The organism is Shewanella sp. NIFS-20-20, from assembly GCF_019209865.1.
GTDB lineage: Bacteria > Pseudomonadota > Gammaproteobacteria > Enterobacterales > Shewanellaceae > Shewanella.
The window spans coordinates 90,252-113,140 of sequence record NZ_JAHUTT010000008.1; the positions used below are offsets into that span (position 1 = coordinate 90,252).

The 22,889-nt window shown below is 45.0% G+C and carries 22 protein-coding genes; 7 read left to right on the forward strand and 15 right to left on the reverse strand.

Going from position 1 to position 22,889, the window contains the following annotated elements:
* Nucleotides 1–38: 38 nt before the first annotated feature.
* A complete protein-coding gene (locus tag KU855_RS04590) occupies nt 39–554 on the forward strand; it encodes an SCP2 domain-containing protein (RefSeq protein WP_218529128.1) in 516 nt (171 codons plus the stop codon).
* A 38-nt stretch (nt 555–592) separates the two neighbouring features.
* Here the strand turns inward: KU855_RS04590 and KU855_RS04595 are convergent, their stop codons facing one another.
* From KU855_RS04595 to KU855_RS04605, 3 genes are all read right to left on the reverse strand, one after another.
* Complete coding sequence (locus KU855_RS04595; protein WP_218529129.1) at nt 593–871, reverse strand: hypothetical protein; 279 nt, start codon at nt 869–871, stop codon at nt 593–595.
* Between the two features lie 436 nt (nt 872–1,307).
* Nucleotides 1,308–1,559 (reverse strand): YfhL family 4Fe-4S dicluster ferredoxin, encoded by a 252-nt coding sequence (locus KU855_RS04600; protein ID WP_218529130.1) that lies wholly within the window; start codon nt 1,557–1,559, stop codon nt 1,308–1,310.
* Nucleotides 1,560–1,796: 237 nt separating this feature from the next.
* Nucleotides 1,797–1,979, reverse strand: a complete 183-nt coding sequence (locus KU855_RS04605) for a hypothetical protein (RefSeq protein ID WP_218529131.1) — start codon at nt 1,977–1,979, stop codon at nt 1,797–1,799.
* A 560-nt stretch (nt 1,980–2,539) separates the two neighbouring features.
* Here KU855_RS04605 and KU855_RS04610 point away from each other — a divergent pair.
* Both KU855_RS04610 and KU855_RS04615 read left to right on the forward strand, forming a co-directional pair.
* Nucleotides 2,540–2,758 (forward strand): hypothetical protein, encoded by a 219-nt coding sequence (locus tag KU855_RS04610; RefSeq protein WP_218529132.1) that lies wholly within the window; start codon nt 2,540–2,542, stop codon nt 2,756–2,758.
* Entirely contained in the window at nt 2,748–4,415 is a 1,668-nt protein-coding gene (locus KU855_RS04615; RefSeq protein WP_218529133.1) for a tetratricopeptide repeat protein, read from the forward strand. Before KU855_RS04610 ends, KU855_RS04615 begins: the two co-directional genes overlap by 11 nt.
* 106 nt (nt 4,416–4,521) lie before the next feature.
* On the opposite strand, the gene KU855_RS04620 is transcribed toward KU855_RS04615, so the two are convergent.
* From KU855_RS04620 to yegQ, 8 genes are all read right to left on the reverse strand, one after another.
* Complete coding sequence (locus KU855_RS04620) at nt 4,522–6,693, reverse strand: peptidase domain-containing ABC transporter (protein WP_218529134.1); 2,172 nt, start codon at nt 6,691–6,693, stop codon at nt 4,522–4,524.
* 1 nt (nt 6,694) lies between these two features.
* Nucleotides 6,695–7,954: an HlyD family secretion protein gene (locus KU855_RS04625; RefSeq protein ID WP_218529135.1), complete on the reverse strand. Its 1,260-nt coding sequence runs from the start codon at nt 7,952–7,954 to the stop codon at nt 6,695–6,697.
* Nucleotides 7,955–7,986: 32 nt separating this feature from the next.
* Nucleotides 7,987–8,547 carry a hypothetical protein gene (locus KU855_RS04630; RefSeq protein ID WP_218529136.1) on the reverse strand — a complete coding sequence of 187 codons (561 nt, stop codon included), beginning with the start codon at nt 8,545–8,547 and terminating at the stop codon, nt 7,987–7,989.
* Nucleotides 8,548–8,631: 84 nt separating this feature from the next.
* A complete protein-coding gene (locus KU855_RS04635; protein WP_218529137.1) occupies nt 8,632–9,213 on the reverse strand; it encodes a hypothetical protein in 582 nt (193 codons plus the stop codon).
* A 55-nt stretch (nt 9,214–9,268) separates the two neighbouring features.
* Complete coding sequence (locus KU855_RS04640) at nt 9,269–9,406, reverse strand: hypothetical protein (RefSeq protein ID WP_218529138.1); 138 nt, start codon at nt 9,404–9,406, stop codon at nt 9,269–9,271.
* 42 nt (nt 9,407–9,448) lie between these two features.
* Nucleotides 9,449–9,580 carry a hypothetical protein gene (locus KU855_RS18815; RefSeq protein WP_256260874.1) on the reverse strand — a complete coding sequence of 44 codons (132 nt, stop codon included), beginning with the start codon at nt 9,578–9,580 and terminating at the stop codon, nt 9,449–9,451.
* A 38-nt stretch (nt 9,581–9,618) separates the two neighbouring features.
* Nucleotides 9,619–9,747, reverse strand: a complete 129-nt coding sequence (locus KU855_RS18820) for a hypothetical protein (protein WP_256260875.1) — start codon at nt 9,745–9,747, stop codon at nt 9,619–9,621.
* A gap of 620 nt (nt 9,748–10,367) precedes the next feature.
* Nucleotides 10,368–11,723 carry a tRNA 5-hydroxyuridine modification protein YegQ gene (gene yegQ, locus KU855_RS04645; protein WP_218529139.1) on the reverse strand — a complete coding sequence of 452 codons (1,356 nt, stop codon included), beginning with the start codon at nt 11,721–11,723 and terminating at the stop codon, nt 10,368–10,370.
* A 298-nt stretch (nt 11,724–12,021) separates the two neighbouring features.
* Between yegQ and KU855_RS04650 the strand changes: the two genes are divergently transcribed.
* The 3 genes from KU855_RS04650 to KU855_RS04660 all read left to right on the forward strand — a co-directional run bounded on the left by KU855_RS04650 (nt 12,022) and on the right by KU855_RS04660 (nt 14,894).
* Complete coding sequence (locus KU855_RS04650) at nt 12,022–12,864, forward strand: HDOD domain-containing protein (RefSeq protein WP_218529140.1); 843 nt, start codon at nt 12,022–12,024, stop codon at nt 12,862–12,864.
* Between the two features lie 51 nt (nt 12,865–12,915).
* Nucleotides 12,916–14,349, forward strand: coding sequence for a bifunctional diguanylate cyclase/phosphodiesterase (locus tag KU855_RS04655; protein WP_218529141.1), 1,434 nt, complete (start codon nt 12,916–12,918; stop codon nt 14,347–14,349).
* Between the two features lie 110 nt (nt 14,350–14,459).
* Nucleotides 14,460–14,894: an OsmC family protein gene (locus KU855_RS04660; protein ID WP_218529142.1), complete on the forward strand. Its 435-nt coding sequence runs from the start codon at nt 14,460–14,462 to the stop codon at nt 14,892–14,894.
* Nucleotides 14,895–15,014: 120 nt separating this feature from the next.
* Here the strand turns inward: KU855_RS04660 and KU855_RS04665 are convergent, their stop codons facing one another.
* Nucleotides 15,015–15,488: an NYN domain-containing protein gene (locus tag KU855_RS04665; protein ID WP_218529147.1), complete on the reverse strand. Its 474-nt coding sequence runs from the start codon at nt 15,486–15,488 to the stop codon at nt 15,015–15,017.
* Nucleotides 15,489–16,041: 553 nt separating this feature from the next.
* On the opposite strand from KU855_RS04665, the gene KU855_RS04670 reads away from it, so the two are divergent.
* Complete coding sequence (locus KU855_RS04670) at nt 16,042–16,569, forward strand: hypothetical protein (RefSeq protein WP_218529143.1); 528 nt, start codon at nt 16,042–16,044, stop codon at nt 16,567–16,569.
* A 93-nt stretch (nt 16,570–16,662) separates the two neighbouring features.
* Here the strand turns inward: KU855_RS04670 and KU855_RS04675 are convergent, their stop codons facing one another.
* The 3 genes from KU855_RS04675 to KU855_RS04685 form a co-directional block, all read right to left on the reverse strand.
* Nucleotides 16,663–19,770 carry a multidrug efflux RND transporter permease subunit gene (locus tag KU855_RS04675; RefSeq protein WP_218529144.1) on the reverse strand — a complete coding sequence of 1,036 codons (3,108 nt, stop codon included), beginning with the start codon at nt 19,768–19,770 and terminating at the stop codon, nt 16,663–16,665.
* Nucleotides 19,770–20,888: an efflux RND transporter periplasmic adaptor subunit gene (locus KU855_RS04680; protein ID WP_218529145.1), complete on the reverse strand. Its 1,119-nt coding sequence runs from the start codon at nt 20,886–20,888 to the stop codon at nt 19,770–19,772. The genes KU855_RS04675 and KU855_RS04680 overlap by 1 nt, the downstream gene beginning before the upstream one ends.
* Nucleotides 20,889–21,088: 200 nt before the next feature.
* Nucleotides 21,089–22,189 carry a metallophosphoesterase gene (locus KU855_RS04685; RefSeq protein ID WP_218529148.1) on the reverse strand — a complete coding sequence of 367 codons (1,101 nt, stop codon included), beginning with the start codon at nt 22,187–22,189 and terminating at the stop codon, nt 21,089–21,091.
* Nucleotides 22,190–22,889 lie beyond the last annotated feature (700 nt).

Consider the following 22,889-nt stretch of genomic DNA (forward strand, 5'->3'; position numbering starts at 1 on the left):
AGGTAAACTGCGGGGCATGTTTTACATGGAGAAGTGTGATGTCTGCCTCAGAGCGAGCGGCTCAACGATTATTGTCGTTAGCACCTAAGTGCATAGCGTTGCCAGTGCAATTGATGCCTTTTACTATCAAAGCTAAAATCTTGGCGCAAGTGCTGGATTTGAGTGTGAGTCGGCAATTTGCTGCCGAAGAGTTAGCTTTTCTGTACGGACGCCCCGTCGGGATTGTGGTGAGTGATCTTAATGTGCAGTTTACCGTGGTTTATCAGGGGCGCTGGCAGATCAACGAGGCGCAGTCATGTGATGTCACATTTACCGCGAATAGTCGGGAACTGTTACTGATTTTAGCGGCGAAAGAAGATCCTGATACGTTATTTTTTCAACGCAAGCTGGCGATGCAAGGGAATACTGAGTTTGGTTTGGCAGTGAAAAACCTTTTGATGAGTATTGAATTAGATTCCCAACCTGGGCCAGTAAAACACGGTATTTTAGGATTAACTCAGCTGTTGTTAGGCGTAGAAAAACGCGCCGGAATAGAGCACGTTTATTTATCTTAAAACTTAGGCGTTAACGGTTAAGGTTAACGCCTAGTCGCCTACTTATCGATCACCACCGGAGTGTGGCTAGCAGTCCCTTTGGCGGAATGCACTTGGCGCAAATGTTGTTGCTGACCTTTACGTGCTGGCTTAGTGTCGTCAAATACTAAGATCTCTTCGACAATCACAATATTCTTAGTTTGGTCAACGTGACGTTCGTGTTGCTGTTGGCCTTTGCGTTTAACGGTATCGTTTGCGCTCGATTGAGGTTGTTCTGCAGCAATCACGCTGCTACTTATCAAGGTAGTCAATAATAGTGCCGACTTGCTTAAATTCATCTTGCAGTTGCTCCAGTGTTATTCAGTGCGGTTATTTTAGTGAATATTTACTGACTTTGCTTAGAATTTATTCGCACTGAGTACCCCCATTGGCCGTTATGGCGGCGGTTGTGTACTGGTAAGTCGCATCACGTTCACCACAAATATTAACCCGAGAACAACAATCCCCAAGGGATCGATAATGGCTAATTGTTTGAAAAACAGTTGGTCAATAAAGATAGTTAGCAAACATGTTGCGCTAGATAGTAGCAATAGCCAGGAAAACATCCGTTTAAGTTTCATCGAAATTCCAGCGATTTTGTTCAAATAATCCTTAAAAAATAATCTAACATTTGTGAGCAAGATCAACAATATCTATCATATAATCTTAGGGGAAAGCCGAAATTGGCGCCTAAAAAAGCCCTCGAAAGGGCTTGGTTATGCATAAGAAGTGATTTTAAATCTTGCCAGTGATCTTGGCATATTTTATCAACAGCTGATCTTGCGACTCAACTCTGTCAGGATCGGGATCGATACAGTCGATAGGGCAAACCGAAACGCACGTAGGTTTATCGTAATGACCAACGCACTCAGTGCAGAGCGCAGGATCGATTTCATATATTTCATCCCCCATCGCTATGGCTTGGTTGGGACATTCAGGCTCACACATGTCGCAGTTAATGCAACTGTCATCGATTAATAATGCCATGATCTTGCTCTTTAGGTAATTCTCAGGTGAAACAGGGCGTTGATAGACGTTCACCGAGGAAAAGCGCCTTGTTCACGTAATATGGGTAAAATAGCGCGAGATAATACCATGTACACCATGGCAAGGAATAGACAAATTGTCTAAGGCAGACTAGCGAAACTTGTGCCTTAGACAATTAAAGTGACTGATTAAATTGATAAAAATACCAATAAACAATGAGCGATTTCAGCTTGCAATTTAGTTATTGTTACGATCAGGTGGCATCTCGCAGAATTGATGGCCAGTACATATTCCGTCATCGGCCAGTTGGCCTCCAGATACGGAATCTAATAGGGCATCCTCGATCATCGTTAGTCTATCTTGTTGTTCCTGATCTAATTCAATATTGGTCACTGATTGTTGTTTGTTAATAGTTTTCATGTTGCTACCTCTTTATTGTTGTCGAACTCATAGTGGAATACATGCTGTCATTAAATATTAACTGTTTAAGCCTGCTGCTTGGATGTAAATGTGGTCCATTAATCCGATAAAAGTAAGGGTTTTCTCGGGTTCGAATAAGGACGAAGTTATAGGGTGTCGAATGGCTTCTATATATTGCAACTATATAAATTCGTGTTGATTTTTTTGAAAACATTCCCAGATAATTAGCCTATTTTACGATTTAACTATTGTTTGTTGTCTAGGGGTTTGAGGCGAGTGTTTGGTCTGGTTGCTCGTTAATTTGTTCCGTGTTTGTCAGTATTTACCTGATACACTATTAGCATGTGAAATATATCTTTGCTGACTAGTTCTAAAGTAGGGGTGTAGCGCTTATTCATAATACTTAATGATAAGGAGAAATAGAAAGATATATGGCAGTGCCGATATTGAGCATTCAATATTAATATGTGTTATTACACAATTGGTCATTGCTATGATGGCGTTTGAGTGACGTTAAGGAATTATTCTTAGAAGAATACATAAAAGCGAGGGACGTGGTTATGACATTGCTGAGTAAATCGTTCATTGTTTGGTTGCTGTCGACCATTTGTTATACTGTATCCACTTTCGCCTTGGCCAATAATGACTGCCAATCTGAAGAGGTATCAAATTTAGATAAGAGTCAGATCATTTTATCGTGTGAGCGCCTAGTGGATAGTACGCCCATTGGTAATGCCGATTTCATTACGATTAGCAAAACTGTATCAAATGAGCGGTGATTTAAACTCAGCGGAGCGAATTTTACAGCAGTTGTTGACGGATGCGGCGAATAACCAGGGGCTGACACGAGCCAAAACCCTACGGCGATTGGGCGTAGTCTATTTTAGTCTGCGCCGTTATGAAGATGCATTCAGTTATTTTGAATCGGCGTTATCTTTGGCGGTTTCGCTAAAGAGTAATATGTTAATTGCTCTAGGTTATAATGACTTATCAAACATCTACCATGTGTATGGTGACTTGGAAACCAGTGCGCAGTTATTGCAAAAAAGCTATGATTTACACGGGATAGAAAACCACACCCTAGGGCAGGCAAGTGTGTTAAATAACTTGGGGACCATATACCGGGATAAAGAGGCTTATGATGAGGCGATTGTATCTTATCGTCGTGCTTATGTTTTATTTAGCCAAATTGGTCAACCCCTTAGAGCTGCGCAAACATTATCAAATCTCGGTGAGTCATTTTATCTCAATGGCGATACTGATAAAGCCATTGAATTATTAACTCAAGCGGCAGAACAATTAACACAGCTAAACTCATTCCGTTTTTTAGCCGATATATATGTATTGTTGGCTGAGATATCCGTTAATAACCAAACAACCTCACAAGCGCAACATTGGTTAGAACAATCAAAACTAAGCGCTAATCTGGTGCAAAACTCTGAAAAAAATCCAAGATTTTGGTATGTGCAAGGCATTATTTGGGAGAAGGAAGGTAAATATCAACAAGCCTTTGCCGCTTTCGATACCGCCTATACATTGATTGTGGATGATAATGAATTTAAATTGCAAGAGTTGTTGTACACCGCGATGGCAAAACTGAGCGAAAAGACGAAAGATTATCAAGCATCCAGCCGCTATTGGCGCCTCTATGCGCAGACCCTTAATTCTCAGTTAAATTTGAAAGATGTTATTCATTCGCGAAATATTCGTAGCACTTTTACCTTTGAGCCCGAACCACTCCCTATGTGGGGGCCATGGTTACTGCTGAGTGTCGCGCTGATCTTGTTAGTGGTGATGGCGATCGTCATACACTGGTTTCGACATCGTCATGTTCAGTTTGATGCTAATGCGGATGTCAGTCTGGTTAGCGCCACCAATCAGGACAGCAAAATGCCAGTCTCGGCTGATGCCATCGGCAACTCAGCTGCGCCGATTGAACCGACAGGCGCTGAGGCATTGGCACCGCCAAGTGCACCAGCGCCTCAGATATCAGCCTTTGCTCATGTTGAAACCAATGAGGCCAATAACGATGAACTGGTGCGAACTCAACTCGTCGAGTTAATGCACCAAGCGTTGCTGATGTGGGAGGAATCGACTCAAACCGGCAAGCTAGAATTGGCTCAGCAAAGTAAAATTTGGAATGTGGCTATCGATGATGGCCGCCTTCGAGCCCGGGCGATGGAGAGGTACTTTAGTTTGAACACCTTGCCGCAAAACCCGCGTTGGCGTTCTGTGGTGAGGACTTGTAATTATGTGTTGCAAAAATGCCAAGGAAAAAGCTTGTTTCGCGAGGAATTAGAAATAAATTTAAAAAGCTTTCAAGAGCGAAAAAGTAAATCAATGATTAAGCAAACAACCGCCTCGGCCACAGATGAGCCCAATGCCCTCGAGGCACCAGAACCTGCCAGCACTAAGGACGAAAACACGAGTCGTTAACTCGCCAATTGATAACGCCATGGCTGAGCGAGTATTGGTGATAGGTAAAGGTTCTGCGGTTGCTCTCATCCCTGAGATAGCATGGCGATACACGGGCTGTATTGCACTATTGGTTTAGGTTAGCCCGAGATAATTCTTGCGGTGGTACTCCTTTGCGATCGCGATAATCATCTTTGCTAATCTCAATACATTCGCCCTTAGCAAAGCGAATAATCCTATCGGCCGACATGATGGTTTGGGGTCGATGTGCAATCATTACCCGAGTTATATTGAGCATCCTAATGGCCTTATTTACATGTTGCTCCGCCGCTAAATCAAGGCTTGAGGTCGCTTCATCCAAGAAGAGGATTTTCGGTTTTTTGTATAACGCGCGCGCCAGTAATAATCGCTGCGCTTGACCACCGGAGAGGCTCGAGCCCATATCTCCAATCAAGGAGCGATACCCCATGGGTAGCGATTGAATATCTTTAGCTATGCCAGCGAGTTTGGCACATTCTTCAGCCCATTCTCTGTCGGGTTGCTGGCAGAAAAAGGTGATGTTTTCAAGGATAGTACCTGACAACAACTGATCGTTTTGCATCACGCTTGCCACTTGATTACGGTAATTGATGAGACCACTTTTTCTAATATCTCGGCTATCGACCTTGATAGTGCCACTGTGTGGTTTCAGTAAGCCTAACATGACCTTCATTAAGGTACTCTTACCGCAACCGGATGGCCCGACAATCGCGATAGACTCGCCAGGGTTAACCTGTAGGCTGACATTATTGAGTACATCGACATCTTCATCTGAATAACTAAAGTGAATGTTATTCAACGACAGTGCCCCTGTGACTTGGAATTCATCATCTTGTTCGCCGAGATCTTGCTCTTGCTCTGTGAGGGTGATATCCCCGAGGCGTTCTAAATGTAACGAACACATTTTAAATTCAATAAATTTATCAATCAGGTTCGCGACTTTTTGCTCAAACTGGGTCTTATAAGAGACAAAGGCTAACATCATACCCACCGAGAGGATGGCATCCATCACCATGTTTGCGCCCAAATAGATGACCAAAATGTTCTCAAGGCCAAAAATTAACATATTCGTCCAGCTAAACATGACTCTAAGACGCTCGACTTTAATCGAAGTATTGGCACTTTCTACGTTGTAATTATTGAATAAATTGAGGCGGTCACTTTCTTTAGTGAATAGCTTGATGCTTTGCATGCCACGCACTGACTCCATAAAATTACTGTCTTTACGCGCCGTGGCAATGATGTTATCTCGATTCACGTTTCTTAGTTTTCGATAAGAAATTGTACGTAAGCATAAATATAAACTTGAAGCCAACAGCACCAATAACATGAGTTCTACGCTGTATAAATACATCATCACCAAGAGGCCGATAACACAAATGCCATCAACTAGGCTCTCGATTAAGGTGGTCGTCAGCAGATTTTTTAAGGATTCCAACGAGCGAAACCGCGAGACAACATCACCGATGTGACGTTTTTCAAAGTAATCCATAGGTAATTTAAATAAATGGTTGACCAAGTTAGCGTTCATTTGCAGTGACATCTGATTGCCAAGGAGCATGATCAATAAAGAGCGTAACGCGGTAGAGAGGGTTTGCATTAATAAAATTGCGCCAAAGCCGATCGCTAAAATATTGAGTAAATTGGTATCGTTGGCAATTAAGACTTCATCGACGGTGACTTGCATATAAATCGGCGTTGCTAGAATAAACACCTGCAAAATCATCGAGTAAATAAACACAGTCAACAGGGCTTGTTTCCAGCCTTCTAGATTACTCCAAAAACTGGATAAGCGCGCTTGCGGGGTTTCTTTTTGCTGTGTAAAGCCATGGCTTGGGCTGAGTTCGAGGGCGACACCGGTGAAGTTGGCGCTGACCTCATCAAAGGAAACCGTTCGAGCACCTGAGGCAGGATCATGGATAACACATTGTTTTTTACTTACTTTTTTTAAGACGACAAAGTGATCCATATTCCAATGCAAGATGCATGGTGTTTTGAGCTGTTCCAAGCTATCTAGATCACATTTTATGGCGCGATGAGTGAAGCCAAGTTTAGCCGCCACTTGAGTGAGGCCTTTTAAGGTCGAGCCTTTAATGGATATTCTGTGCTGCTGGCGTAATCGATGCAGGTCAATATGATGGCCGTAAAATGCGGCCACCATAGCCATGCAGGCCAAGCCACACTCTGCGGCTTCAGTTTGTTGGATAACGGGCAAATTATTGCGGCCGTTAAAATTGATTCTATCGATGAGTGTTGACATGTTAACTGTCCCTCAAACTGTAAATTGGCGCTAAAATCCATTGCATCAGTGTGCGTTGTTCAAGCTGGATACTGGCTTCGAGTTCCATCCCTATACCTAACGCAATATCGCGGTGTTGAGTGCTGACCGATTGTGATTCGAGTGCCACAATCACCTTATAAACGGCCCCATTAAGCTGGACGCTGGTTTCCAGTTCTTCGGGCAAAGAAATCACTTTAGCTACGCTAATGACAGTGCCTTTTTGCAGGCCAAAATGTTGGTAAGGGAAAGCGCTATAACGCATGGTGACTAATTGCCCTGATTGGATAAAACCAATCGAGCTGGCAGGGACATATAATTCCGCTTGTAACTGAGAATCTTCAGGGATCACACTGGCCATGACGCTGCTTTTTCGAATAAATTCACCAACGTGGGTAAATTGATTGCCGACAATGCCAGTTAACGGTGCGTAGATACGATAATCAATATTGGATGAGATATCGGCGGTACGTTGTTCATTTTCAATTAAGTTGCGCTTGAGACGATTTTGTTGCTCGTCAAATTCACCAGGTTTTTTGTCGAGGTTGGCTTGCATCTCAGAGTAAGCGGCTTGGGTCGTGACCAGCTTCATTTGCAAGTCATTACGTTTGCTGAGTAATGACAAATGATCTTCGAGCATCATGTCAATTTGTGCTTGATTAGTATGCCCTGCGGCCAATAATTGGCGATTGCGTGCTATCCCCTTTTCAGATAAAAGGATGCGCTGATCATACAGTTCAAGTTGCTGGTTTATCTGCGCGATTTCTTGGTGCTTGGTCGCGATTTTACTGTCAAGCAGGGCGAGCTCCATGGCGAAGGCTTCGGCGGCTAACTGAATGTCGCGCTTAAACGATTCTTTTATTACCAGTTGTTGCTCAAGAATCGTTTGGTCGAGGTTGTTGTCGAAAGAGCTGTGTCGGTCGGTTGAGATCACATACAGTAAATCGCCTTTTTCAACCCTGTCGCCTTCTTTAACCAATTGCTGAACTAAATGCCCCTCCTTACCTGCGCTGATTTTTACCAGACCTTTATCGACAGTAATCACCCCAAAGACACTGGCGTATTTACTGTAATTTCCAAACACCAACAATGTTAATGCAATAACGACCACTGCCAGCAGCAATGATGCCATCCACTTATATTCTTTAGGCTGTCTAAGTAACACGCCACCCAAGGTGTTGCTACCCTTGTTGTTCAATACTTCTTGCCTAAATAATTGCTGGCTTTGATTATCGGCTTTCATGACACACCTCCGGATATGCGGATATTAGGGGACTACGCCGCCCCAGCCATGCTGGTTTTACGTTTTTCGATTTCGATTTTTAAGGCTTGGGTACGCTGGTTTTCAGCGGTTAATGCCCTTTGCGCTAACGACAAGCTGGTATATTGCTGCGGGTAACGTTGAAACCAGCGAATAAAGGTGTCTTTGCCTAAGTGGTCAAATACCAGTTCATATTGCCAACGTTTTTTCGCGATTAAGGCCTGTTTATTATCTGACCCATCGGTGGCGATTTTCTGTTGCTGGCGCGCATTAACCTGAGCAAAGGGAGCGTGATGAAGGTATTTACCGAAATATTCGTTGCAGAATGCACAATATTCTCGAGTGAATAACATGAAGTTATGCCACATCTCATCAATGACAACTAAGGCAGAATCTATCACTAATGGTTTATTGATCCCCAGTGAATCAGTTTTGGATGCTAGCCATAACCAACGTTTGACATCATCAAAAAGTTGTTCGGCTTCGGTTTGTTCAACATTATAGAGTTTAATAAACCTGTCGATAACATTCTGATTTTGATAAGTCAGGACTTGTTCAATATTTGGATGTTTCATATTTGAAAACCTCGATGTTAGGACCCATAGACTCAGTTATTTCTTTGTCGTGATTCATGTCGGTGCCACAGTGAGCTTGAATCGCTAATATTTTGACGCCAACATACTATCTGTCAGGGCAGAGCTAAGGGTTATGTCTGGATGAACTTCCCTGTCTTGTTGATTTTGCACGTGTAATAACGCTAATGACATGAGCGAGCCCGGTGTATATTTCTTAGGGTATTCTTTATACCAAAGCAAAAATTCTTCTTTTCCTAAATGGTCATAGACAAATTCATATTGCCAACGTTTTTTGTCCATCAACTCTTGGGTTATTTGTTGGGGCGTTTTATTTTCCATTAACGCCAGTTGTGATTCTGCCATCTGCTTTGTTGTCGGCATATGGTGAATATAGTGACCAAAGTATTTCTTACAAAAATGAAAGTAATCATCTGAAAACAAAATAAAGTTATGCCACATCTCATCAATGACAACCAAAGGAGTATCTATGGTTAAGCCACTTTCGATGTTTAATTGACGTCTGAGATAACATAGCCACAACCACTTTTTGGTACTGGCAAATATGGTATGGGCTTCATGGTCGCTGACACCGTAGACTTTGACAAAGCGCGACTCTACTGCTGAGTTACGGTAAGCCATCACTTCATTTAAACTAGTTTGTATCATGATTAACTCCTCGTCGATGCCCAGAGCCTTGACTCTGGGCATTGCTTTTCAATATCTACTGCGCTTCAAAACAAATGGATAAACAAAATTCCCAGCAAAGTTCAAAGCAGAATGCATCTTCGCGTCCACCAGAGATATTGTCTAATAACGTGTCTTCAATGATTTCAATTTTTTCATTATTAATAGTGTTCATAATATTTTCCTTTTAGGTGTTAAGTTGGATAAATATATATTACTACTCAAAGCAGAGTGATAAACAAAACTCTAAGCAAAGCTCAAGACAGAATGATTCTTCGCGGCCACCAGAGATGTTATCGAGTAAGGTATCTTCAATAAGCTCAATTTTTTCATTGTTGATGTTGTTCATCAGACTTTCCTTTTTATTAATAGGTCAATGATAGTTAATTATTCTTCAAAGCAGAGGGATAAACAAAATTCAAAGCATAGTTCAAGGCAGAATGATTCTTCACGGCCACCAGAAATATTTTCAAGCATGGTTTCTTCAATTATTTCAAGTTTGTTTTGGTTGTTCATAATATGTCTCTCTATTTTATGTAAGGGTAAGTAGTTAATTGGCCTTAAGGTGAGTAGCACTTGCCTCGTTGGCTAAGTTAATTTAGGACCATAAATAGAATTAGCGACAGGAGTATTCGGGGGTAAAGCACGGTACAAATAGCAGGGGAGATTGTGGGGGGCTTTGCTTGTAAGTATCTGTAAAGAAGTTAAATATTTCTTATTTCTCCCATAAAACGCCCTAAGAAAAAGTCGCTTATTAGTGAGAACTGATACGTTTTTATACAGGTGTTTTGCGCGTTAATGTCGCTATTGTTGCCGCGCTATATGTTCAGCAATTAATATCGTATAAATACATAAAGGAGGTGTATCGAATAAAATATATGGCTCAGTGTTTTTGATGCGTAGTGTCAACCAGACACAGGCTGTAATGGTTTATGAAGACAGGAAATACATGGTTGACTAAGGTACTTGATTAAATGTGTGATTGGCTCGCGCGGGGGAGTGGTGCTTTTGCATGGTCGGGGTGACGTTGTGCGCCTGTGTGATTGGCTCGCGCGGGGGAGTGGTTTGTTGGCGATGTTTTACTATCGGTTTTAGGCGCATGCCAGTTGTTAACGACTGGCATGCGAAGAGGGGGATTATTTTTGGGTGTTGTGCGGGTTACGAGTATCCATGCCCTCGGGCAAATTACGCAGCAAAATAGCTTTATCTAGCTCCACTTCTTTGGCCACTGGCATATACACCATATGCCCTGAACCTAACCCAGCTTCAATCGATTCACCCTTACGGTTTTTGAGGGTATCTAAGGTTAAGTTGATGTTGCCTTGGGGCGTCATCAGCTCGAGGCTATCGCCTAGCACAAACTTGTTTTTAACATCGATTTCGGCCATGCCGTCATCGTTGCGCTTACCGGTCAATTCGCCGACAAACTGCTGGCTGTCACTGATTGAATGGCCATAATCATAGTTTTGATACTCATCATGGACATGACGGCGCAAGAAGCCTTCAGTATAGCCGCGATGAGCTAAGCCTTCTAAGCGCGCTAATAAGCTGCCATCAAAGTGTCGGCCGGCGCAGGCATCATCGATCGCTTGACGATACAGTTGTGCCGTGCGAGCCACATAATAGAAAGACTTAGTGCGGCCTTCAATTTTCAGCGAGTCAATGCCCATCTTAGTCAGGCGTTCTACGTGCTGAATGGCGCGCAAATCTTTAGAGTTCATGATGTAAGTACCATGCTCATCTTCAAACGCGGGCATGTATTCACCAGGACGTCCTGATTCTTGCAACAGATAGATATTATCCGTGGGCTCGCCGGCGCCTAAGGTTGATGCCGCAGGATGAATCGCTACGATATCACCGCTATCATCTTGTTTGGCATCGTGAACATCATATTTCCAGCGACAGGCATTGGTGCAAGTGCCTTGATTAGGATCGCGCTTGTTAATATAGCCAGACAGCAGACAACGGCCTGAATACGCCATACATAATGCCCCATGAACAAAGACTTCAAGTTCAATGTCTGGGCAACGCTGACGAATTTCTTCAATTTCATCCAGTGATAATTCACGGGATAGAATGACCCGTTTAATGCCTTGGGTCTGCCAAAATTTGACGGAGGCCCAGTTAATCGCATTGGCTTGTACCGATAAATGCACTACCTGATCAGGGAAGGCTTCGCGTGCCATCATGATAAGACCTGGATCGGACATGATAATGGCATCTGGCTTCATGGCAACCACAGGTTCCATGTCCTTGATATAGGTTTTGAGTTTGGCATTATGCGGTGCAATATTGCTGACCACGTATAATTTCTTGCCTAAAGAGTGGGCTTCCTGGATGCCCTGTGCCAGATTTTCCATTTTGAAGTCATTATTGCGAACTCTAAGGCTATATCTTGGCTGCCCTGCATAAACGGCGTCGGCGCCATAGGCAAACGCGTAACGCATGTTTTTCAGTGTCCCAGCGGGGGACAAAAGCTCTGGTTTAAACATAATCACTCTCAGTAGGGTTAGTGCTGGCGGATCTAGGACCCAGAAATATCAGCGGCAGCGGTTTGCGCAGTGGTGCAAATCTCGGCTACTGTGATAGGGCGGGCATTTTACTCAATGATACTCCCTTGATGCAAATATAACAGGCACAGTCAGATCTTGGTGGCAAGCTGGAAGTGTCAAAATGTTAAGCTTGTAACTAAACAGCGATAAACACTAAATTGATATGAAAAAAATGCTGAATTCTGTCGCTTTATAGCTGATATAATTCGTTGAGGAAGCCGTTTTAAAAGGAAGTGACATGTCGATTGAGCAGCAGCTCTTAGTGCGTTTATTGCGAAAATTAAAAGAGGATACCTTGGTGCTCCCGACGTTGCCTGAGGTGGCAATGCGAGTCCAAGAGGTCACCTCGAGCGATAGCAGTAGTCTAAAGCAAGTTGCGGATGTGATTGGTCAAGATGCCGCCATTACCGCCCGCTTGATTAAAATTGCCAACAGTGCGTTATATAGTCGTGGCGTTCCTGTCGACCATATTGGTGGTGCAGTTAACCGTATTGGGTTACAACAGATTCGGTCAATAGCCACCTCTATTGCGATGGAGCAGTTATTTATTTCGACCAATGAAATGGTCTGGGAAGTCATGGACGAAGTATGGCAAACGTCAATTAATGTGACCGCCGCAGCCTGTGCCATACTAAATAAATATCAAGCTAAACATGGTAAACAAAGCTTTAATATCGACACCATGACCTTGGCGGGTTTAGTCCATAATATTGGCGCTTTGCCTATTTTGACGGAAGCGGAAGCTGATCCTGATCTATTCACTGACATTGATAAACTGCGTCAAGTTGTGCGTAAGTTGCAAGGGCCAATAGGCCGCTCTGTATTATCAAGTTGGGAGTTTTCGGATGAAGTCACCGAGGTGGTGACCCGCTGGTCGGATTTGAGCTATTGCCCTGAAAAAGTGAGCTATATCGATTTTATTCGGGCAGGCGCTTTTTATGCCGGTGAGTTACGTGCCGGTGATCACTATAGACAACGCATGGATGCCTTTGTCGAGAGAGGGTTACCTGTGACTGAAGAGGAATTACTAGATGACAGCTTTGTTCAATTATATGAGTCAATCCGACAAAGCTATGAGTAACCGCTTGTGTGGTTAATCTTACCGCTTGTTGTTGTCATTGGACTGTGGTGGATGCAGTCCAAAAAAAATCAGTATTTTATTGATTTACTGGCTCATTTACATAATAAATTCCAAGCACCTTCCAATCGTAAACCATTAACTCGCCGACAGTTCTCCGAACAAGACAGTGCCTTGTTGACCCAAGTTGAACAACTGATGCAAAGCCGCAACGATCAATCTGGAATTGATAAATTGACCGGGCTTGCGAATCGCTTAGGCTTAAAACGTCAGTTAATGGGCATGATGCCCATGAGTTCAGGTGTATTGATATTACTCGACATTCACAGGTTTCGTTATGTCAACGACTTGTTTGGCTTTGAATTTGGCGACACCTTAATCAAAGAGTTCAGTGAACGCTTGCTCAAAATTGAAGCCCCAGCGGACATTACGGCTCGATTAGATGGTGACGAGTTTTTCTTATATTTCAATCAGGCATTGTCGTTAACCCAAGTGCTCGCCTTGCGCCAAAGTTTACAACAACCATTTTTCATCAATGGCACCCCGATTGGTCTCAAATTACAACTGGGCTATTTGACATTACCAGAGCATCATCATGACGTCAGCGTGATGCTGAAACGCTTGGATTTAGCCTTAAAAGAAGCGCGCGGTAGCCGAGACAAAATAGCCGCCTATGAGGCGGGCATGGATCAATTGCAACAAAGAGAGCTGCGCTTAATCCATGACTTACCTAAGAGTCTGACTACCCATGACTGTTATTTAGTCTATCAACCTAAGTGGGATATAAAAAATCAATGCTGTAACCAAGTTGAAGCATTGCTACGCTGGAATCACCCCAGTTTAGGCTATGTATCACCGGCTGAATTTATTCCTTTGGCTGAATATACCGGCATTATCGAGCTAGTCAGTGAATGGGCGTTGGCGGAGGTGATTGTGCAGCAACAGCACTGGCAACAAACCGGCGTTAATGTGCAAGTGGCGGTTAATTTATCCACCCGAGACTTGGATAATTTCAGTTTGTCAGAAGATTTATTGGCCAGTTTATCTCGCCAAGGGGTATCGCCACGGCAAATCATGATTGAAATTACCGAAAGTAATTTAATGGCTGATATTGATAAAACCTTGGAAGTATTGCACCGCTTACGCGCGATTGGGGTGCAATTAGCCATCGATGACTTTGGTACTGGCTATTCCTCGTTAGCTTACCTTAAACATTTGCCAGTTGATGAGGTTAAAATCGATAAGGCTTTCCTTGATGATATTCTCACCGATAACCAAGGCGCCGCGATTTTAGAAACCAGTATTCAACTGGCAAAACGTCTCGGTTTTGCGGTAACCGTTGAAGGGGTTGAAACCCAAGAGATTTGGGACAGACTGGTGCAAATGGGGGCCGATAAGATCCAAGGTCAATGGTTCAGTTCACCGCTGACGGCCGTCGAACTGGAACAGCATTGGCAAGAGTTACAAACCAAAATGAAGAGTTCTTGACAGCCGGATTTGACTCTGACAAACTCCAATCAATCCATTAGATTTTTCTTATTAAGTATGTGTCTGACCGGGTCATTGACATTCAATCTGATTATTTTCAAGGGGTTATTATGGCTGAAAAAATTGTAGAAGTAAGCACTCACATGGGCGCTGGTTGGAAAGTGACGGCGCAAGTACGTGAGCATACCTTAGTGATCGATCAACCGACGGCGACCAACGAAGGCGCGAATCCACTCGAGACATTTTTATTCTCTCTGGCCGGCTGTATTTCTGCCATTGCTAAGATGGCTGCCCGCGATGAAAAACTGGCATTAAGGGGCATTGATATTCACGTGAAAGCGGTGATGAATCCAGCCGGTTTATTAGGGCAAGCGACGGATGACCCTGTGGGCTTTAAACAGATAGATATTCAGGCAGACATAGATGCTGATATAAGCGATGAAGAAAAGGCTGCCTTTTTAGATCGCGTCTGTCATCGCTGCCCAGTGCACGATAACTTACTCCACCCAACGTTAGTCACTCATCATTCGGTTGCGAGCGCGTAGGTAACCCATCGAATGCATCAACAGCTACCAGTCAGCCAAGCTGGCTGGTATGTTGGGCTGCCAAGCTTATGGATAGGATAACAATCGCGAACCTTGCCATGCCATAGCGAGTTATCTCGGTTATAACAGTAATTGAGCATCAATGGCGTTGAACTGCTGGCAACTATTCATTAAGGATTGTGCGGTTAAACTCATCACCCCAAATACGTGGGTCTCAACCGAGTATTTATGATGAATATGGCTGAGTAAGCGGTCAAAGTCGCCATCACCAGATAACAAGATCACCCGATCAACTGAGGCCGCGGCTTCCATAATATCGATAGTGATACCCACGTCCCAATCGCCCTTGGCCGAGCCATCACTTCGTTGAATAAAGGGTTTGAGTTTGACCTCAAAACCTATGTGCTTCAGCGCATCTTGGAACTTCATCTGGCCATCATCGCCGCGATGGATTGCATAAGCATAGGCCGTGACGATATCGCCTTGTCCCCGTATCTCTTGCCAAAAGTGTCGATAATTAAATTGGCGACCATAGGCTTCGCGGCAGGTGTAATAGATGTTTTGCACGTCGACAAAAATAGCAATTTTTTTCACAGTGACCGCACGATAATCCAATGTATTGTCTGAATATACCATATTCATGGTGTGAGATGCTTGACGACCTTTTGCTGTTAGCCACAAGCACAAATGCCGATAAACCAGCAAGGGAGTGGCTAAACAACGTCATGGCAGGCCACATCATGACCGAAGCGCCGTTGCTGTTGGCTTATTGTGACGGATTGGCCTGAATACGACCTCGCGGGCAGGTTTTTATGTTAGCTGGTTTAGCAGGAGAAGTATCTGCTGAAAAAACTTACTTGTAGAGCAGGTTAAAGCCGTTTATGTTAATGCCAGTGAGCGAATATTGTACCGATGGCAACGAGATGAATACCCACTCAAGCCATAATAAAGATATTGAGCTTATTGTCCGTGTGGCGCTTGCTCATTGGCAGGGATTGAACATGTAGCGAGCAAGTACTCGCGGATTGTGACGCTGGCAATCATAGCAGGATGACAGCGCTTTGCCTTGTCTGGTGGCGTTCAAGCGATCGCGGCTTAGACAAAGAATTGATCCGCTGATGGAGCAGCCTTAACCGAGAGAATGCAAATGATCTTCGTTAAATCGGCACGTTACGTGGGAGCTTTGCGTCTGCTGCTGGCCGTCATTGGTTTCTTAATGGTGTGGCTTATTGCCAGCTTATTATTAGATGTGCTTACTGGAAGGCTTAACCTTGCGGGATTTGGGGCAATCAATATCTCGGCTGATCTGGCCTATATTATGGTCTGGTTCGCCTCAATCCTACCTATCTTGATGTTGCTGTCGACTCTGATCCCGAGCTTTAACCTAATTGTTAATGGTGGGCAATGGCGGATAAATCTCGATGAACATGGCTTAACTTGGGTGTCCCCTTGCACCCGCTATGAAGCGTCTTTTCATTTTGCGTTAACTCAGGTGGAGTGCATCGTTGTTGTTCAAGGCCGTAGCCCCATACAACGCCGACAACAATCGAAACACTTGATGTTAAAAGACGGCTCAATACTTGAGCTTAAGACATACAGTCTGATTAACCTTGATAAAATTTACGATGAACTGGTTAGGTTAGGGATCCCGGTGCGGGTCGAGTTGCCGGTTTAGCCTGAACAGACAGGCGAGAATAGTGAACCATAATCATGTCGCCCTATAAGATTATTCCCATAGGGCTGACATTGTCTTGGCCGTTGATAAGCGTTAGTGGCCGTGCTCGGGCTTTGCCGCTTGTTGCTCGATGGCGCTAGCCAGTTTCGCGGCAACAAACCCTGGCGAGTGGCTATGCACCGAGATCAGCCGATACATCGCGGGGATCACTAACAGGCTAACCACGGTGGCAAAAGCCATGCCGAAAAAGACCACAGTGCCCACCGCCACTCGACTTTCTGCACCAGCGCCAGTGCTAATAATTAATGGAATCGCGCCGGCTAAAGTAGTGAAGGCGGTCATTAAAATGGGACGTAAGCGGCGGCTAGCGGCTTGGATCACGGCCTCATTAATGGCAAGACCTGAGTCTCGTAATTGGTTGGCAAATTCAACGATTAAAATCCCATTTTTGGTCACCATGCCGATCAGCATGATCATGCCGATTTGGCTATAAATATTAATACCTTGCGATGTAAGCCATAGGCCTAAAAAGCCGCCAAATACTCCCATTGGCACAGTTAACATCACTACCAGCGGATTGATAAAGCTTTCAAACTGTGCCGCTAAGACCAGATAAGCCACCAATAATGCCAAGCCGAAGACGATTAAAATACTGCTCTGGTTTTCTTTATAATCTTTGGACTCGCCGCTGTAGCCGATATTAATATCCGCAGGCAGTTGTGCAATCGCTTGCTGCTCGAGAAAGTCTAAGGCTTGGCCTAAGGTGTAACCTGCAGCTAAATTGGCTTTTAAGGTGATGGATTTTTGCTTATTGTTATGGCTAAGTTTTTGTGCCGACGCGATCTCACTGACGGTGACTATGCCACTGAGAGGGATTAAATCGCCAAATTGGCTGCGCAAATAGATGCGATTGAGATCGTCCGCGTTATTGAAGCTATTTTCACTACCGCGCAGATAGACATCATACTCCTCGCCGCGTTCAACAAAGGTCGTTTCTTTTCGGCCACCCAGCATAATCTCGAGGGTATCGGCAATCTCTTTAACACTGACCCCAAGCTCTGCCGCTCGCTGTTTATTGACCTTAGCCATCAGTTCCGGTGTCGTTTCGGCATAATCTAAGTCGACACCCGTCATCATGCCGCTGTCCATGGCTTGTTGCTGAAGTAACTGTGCCCATTGATAAAGCTCGCTATAGTCACTGCCGCCTAACACCAATTGCACGGCTTCGCTGGAGTGACCTCGAAAGCCGGGCATCATTGGCCAAACACGTACATCTGGGATATTTTTGAGTGCCGATGAAATAATCCCTAAGGCTTGTTCGGCATGGACATCACGCTGCTGCCAGTCTTCTAACAGCATAATAACAAAGCCAGTTTGATCGCCTGCCCGGCCACCAAAAGCCGGTGCTTGGACACTGAACGAGCGTAACACCCCTTGACCGAGTAACGGCATTAAGCGGGCTTCAACGATATCCATGTTGGCGCTCATGCGGTTATAGCTGGTGCCTTCGGCGCCTTTGACAAAAGCAAAGACCACGCCTCTATCTTCTTTGGGGGCCAGTTGCGACGGGACTTGCTGAGCTAACAACAGACTGCCTGCCACACACAGAATGATCACTAAGGGGGCGGCCCAGCGCCAATGCAAAGCATGACTCAATAGTTGCCGATACTTGTGTTCAAGCAAACTAAATAGCAGGTTAATTTTTTGGGTTAAACGGTTAGGCGCGACATTGGCTTTTAGCAAGTGGCTGGATAACACCGGCGTTAATGTTAAGGCCACTAAGGATGAAAAAATCACTGCTACGGCTAACACCACAGAAAACTCAGTGAACAACAAGCCGACCATGCCATCCATAAATGAAATCGGCAAAAACACCATGACCAATACCAAGGTGGTGGCGATTACGGCGAAGCCCACTTCGCGAGTGCCTTGGTAAGCGGCCACTAAAGGGTGAGATCCTTTCTCGATATGATGAAAGATGTTTTCAACCACCACAATGGCATCATCCACCACTAAGCCAATGGCCAAGATCAACGCCATTAGGGTTAACAAATTGATCGAATAGCCAAGGCTATAGGCCACAATAAATGCCGATATTAACGACACCGGGACGGTCACCGCGGGGATCAAGGTGGCGCGGGCTTGGCCAATAAACAAGTACAAGACCAATACCACTAATAATCCCGTGACCACTAAGGTGGAATAGACTTCGTCGATGGAGCGCTTAATAAACACTGTGCTGTCATAATTTACCGTCAGCTCAGTGCCAGTAGGTAAGTAATTTTGCATCCGTTCAACTTCGGCGGCTACCGCATTGGCCACGTTAAGCGGATTGGCGTCCGACTGCGGAACTATGCCTAAACTGAGGTTGATGACACCATCACTTTTATAGGTGGAGTTTTCATTTTCGGCGCCAAGATACACCTTAGCGACATCTTTAAGATACACAGTATTGCCACTGTTATTGACGCGTAAGTATTCAAAATCGCTGACATCTTGATATAAGCGCTCGGTTCGCACCGACATCACAGTCGTGTCGTTGCGGACTTGGCCAGCAGGCGCTTCAATGTTTTCGCGATGTAACGCTGCGCTAATATCCGTCGGGGTGATACCGCGCCCAGCCATGAGTACCGGGTCTAACTGGACATACATGACCTGATATAAGGCGCCAGAGAGGTTGACTGAACTCACACCGCTGATCAGATTAAACCTGTCTTCTAATACCCGCTGGGCATAATCGGTGAGCTGGGATCTGTCCATGACTTGCGAGCGTAAATTGACATAGATAGCCGGTTCGCCGGAACCATTATCTTTGGAGACAATCGGGTCATCGGCCGATTCAGGTAAACGTCGCTGCGCTCTGGCAACCGCATCGCGGACGTCACTGACCCCTTCGGTAAGATCCCAGCCGAGCTCAAAGGTGACCGTGATGCGCGACATGCCGTTGCGTGTCACCGAGGTGATTTCATCAATGCCACTAATGCCGGTGATTTCATCCTCTAAGGTTTGAGTTATTTGATTTTCAATAATGGTGGCCGAAGCCCCTTTATAGGTGGTCAGTACTGACACCACCGGGCTTTCAACATCTGGCATTTCACGGACCGCCAGCTTGCTAAAAGAGACTAAACCAAATACGCATAACAGCAGTGACAGAACGATGGCGACCACGGGTCGTTTGACCGAGACATCAGAAAGTAACATTAGCTGCGTACTCCGTGGCTTGGCTTAGCGGCCACCTCTTGGCTTAATGGCGCAGCCTCGGTTTTTAGAGAATGAATGCTAATACCATCGCGCATATTCACTAAGCCTTGTACCACGATTTCATCGCCGACCTTGAGGCCGGATTCAATCAACACAGAGTCATCAATGCGGTGACTTAAAACCACTTGTTGGCGGCTAACTTGCTGCTGGTCGTTGACCACATACACAAAGCGTTTAGTGCCGGAATACTCTAGCGCCTGCACCGGAATGGCCGGTGCGGTAACGGGCTGAAATGCTAATAAGGCTTTCATCATCATCCCTGGCATTAAGCGGGTATCAGGGTTTTGAAATTCAACGCGGATGGTAATGTTAAGGCTGTTGGCATCGACACGGGGATCGATGGCGTTTACCTTACCGTTAAAGACTTGCTGGGGCCAAGCATCACTGCTGGCGGTAATTGCCATGCCAATGTGCAGTTGAGATAAGTATTTTTCTGGCACGGCAATGTCCAGTTTGAGGCGGGATAGGTTATCAATGGTTAATAACTCAGTGCCGGCATTAACCATCTTGCCTTCGCTAAAATCGATTAATCCGGTATGGCCTGTAAAGGGGGCTCGCAGGTAGTGATAATTCAGATCGCTGCTTGCCGCACTGAGGCGAGCACTGGCAATATCAACTTGGGTGCGCTGGGCATCAATTTCACTTTGGGTAATGGCATTGCTATGGCTGAGCTTGATGAAATCGTTGAGTTTACGTTGTTGGTCGGCAAGATAGGCTTCGGCTTCAGCTACCGTGGCACGAGCGCGACTGTCCTCTAAGCTCAGCAGCAAATCACCTTGTTTAACCTGTTGATTTTCCTTGGTATTGATCGTGGCAATTTTACCGGTAATTTGCGGTGCGACCCACACAGACTGATAGGCCTCGAGCTTGCCAATCAGGCTTAACTCTTGCTGTAAACTTTGGCTAGTCACGGGGGCGGTGATCACTGCCACGGGTTTTTTGGCCGTCTCACGAGGAGATGGCGTTTGGGGCGCGGACTCGCTGGATAACCATTGGTTGACGCCAATGGCAGCAATACTCAGCATCGACAATAGGACTATGAAGGATGTTTTGTTCATACAGGTTAGACGTCTCGTTAAAGCGGTCCCTCGTGGTCAGGACTCTGATGACGCTATTGTAGATAAACTCAGCGGGCTAGTGAGTAAAGCAATGTAAAGGGAATGCGGTTGGATAAGTAAACTGTGACCTAGTTGGCATATTCCGTGGGCTAATGGCCAGAAACTGTTTGCAGCTAAGGCCATGACCGCGGGGGTGATAATTATTTTTGAGCTAATGGCTGCGCTTGTAAAGGTTGGGTGTCGCCATTGTAATGGCCTCTGATTAACTGCTCTGGTGTCATTAATAATAACTCCCCAGAGAGCCCGCGTTTGATACTGCTATCGATGGCAATGATTTTATTATGGTATAAGCCCAGCACCTCTGTTTGCGAGGTATGACCGACGACTATGTGGTCAACGTCAAAGTAGGCAAGCAGTTTATCGATGTCGGCTTCGTTTAAACTCTGATTAAAATAGCCTCGATACCAGGTTGGGCCATTGCTAAAAAATAAAAAATTAAGTAATTCGTCCTGTTTTAATTGCGCTTTATCGTCATCAATATGACGGCGGTATAAGCGATTGGCTTGGCTAATGCTTAATTGCCGCTCGAGCCATTCAGGGCTGATGCCGCCATGCATAAATAAGGCATTATTGATTTTGACTAAGGTGTGTTTACTGCGCAACCATTGGCCAATTTCTGTGTCTTGGTCATAGAGGGCATCATAGCTGGTATTCATCAATTGCGTGGTGGTCTGATAGCGAGGGTGGATATAACGTAAGTCGCCCATTAACACCATTTGTTCATGATTTCCCATGAGTAAATGCAGTTTGCCACCTGCGGCGGTCGCTTCACTATCCAATTGATATAACAACCATAAGACTTCGTTGACTTGGGGGCCTCGATCAAACATGTCTCCGGTCATCACCATATGGCCATCCCCGAAGGCCCAATGGCGTTGCTCATCAATAATGCCATGCGCCTGCAGTAGCTGAACCATGACATCAAATTGGCCGTGAACATCACTTAACGCCACGATGTTATTGACGCCGGTGTAGGTGTCGGCACTGATTAGCTTAAGATCAGCATTCAAGCTTGGCTCAGGTAAATTTTGACAAGCGGGCGGTTGCATCACCTTGAGTGACTCCACCGGCGTGTGGATCAACTGATCAGCGCATATCCAGCTGGCATGATGAGTGTTATCTGGGTTAATAAACACATAAGGGCCATCGGTGACGGCTTGGTGTTGCGGAGTTAAGGGCGAGCTTGAATTAGCTAATGGTGTCGCACTGGCATGCGGCAGCACACTGGCAAGACTAGTCATATACACAGCAGTCAAAACTATACCTTTGACTCGCAGGTTGCGGGCTCTCGTCAATAAACGAGTGACAGTGACAAATAACACAAGCTCTTCCTTAATTGATGATACCGACGTTCAGCGGCGATGACATATTTTGTTGCCGTGTTTGCCCTATCTTGCCAGTCAGCTGGCGTGAGTTCAATCGCTTGATGATACAAATCATTTTACAAAATGATCGGGGTAAACCGGGGAGCTTCAATTGGGCGGCAGCTGTTCACGTTAAAATAAAGTAAGATGTTACGCATTAACGTGTCAGGCATTTGCCTAAATGCAGGATGCTAGTTGTTGTTTTATTTAGGCTTAAATGTTTATGCGTCCCAGACTTCGGCTAAGTGAGCCGATTGAACGGACGCAGCAAACGCTTGATGACCACCAACATAGTATGTGTCCTTGGCGCGGGCATTTTACGGGTTAATTACGCATTGGGGGGCAAATATTAAGCACTGCCCATTGTCATTCCTATAACTCATTCGTTTGCTCGCGCCGATTGGATATTTGGCCGAGCTTGTCAGCAAAAAGACCAGCATAACAGCTGGTCTTAATTAGATGGTCCGCCTCACCCCTAAGCTAAGCTTAGGGTTAGGCAAACAAAGAGGCGAACCATCATGTCTACTATTAAAGTAATTGGGATCGATTTAGGCAAATCTTCTTTTCATCTTGTTGC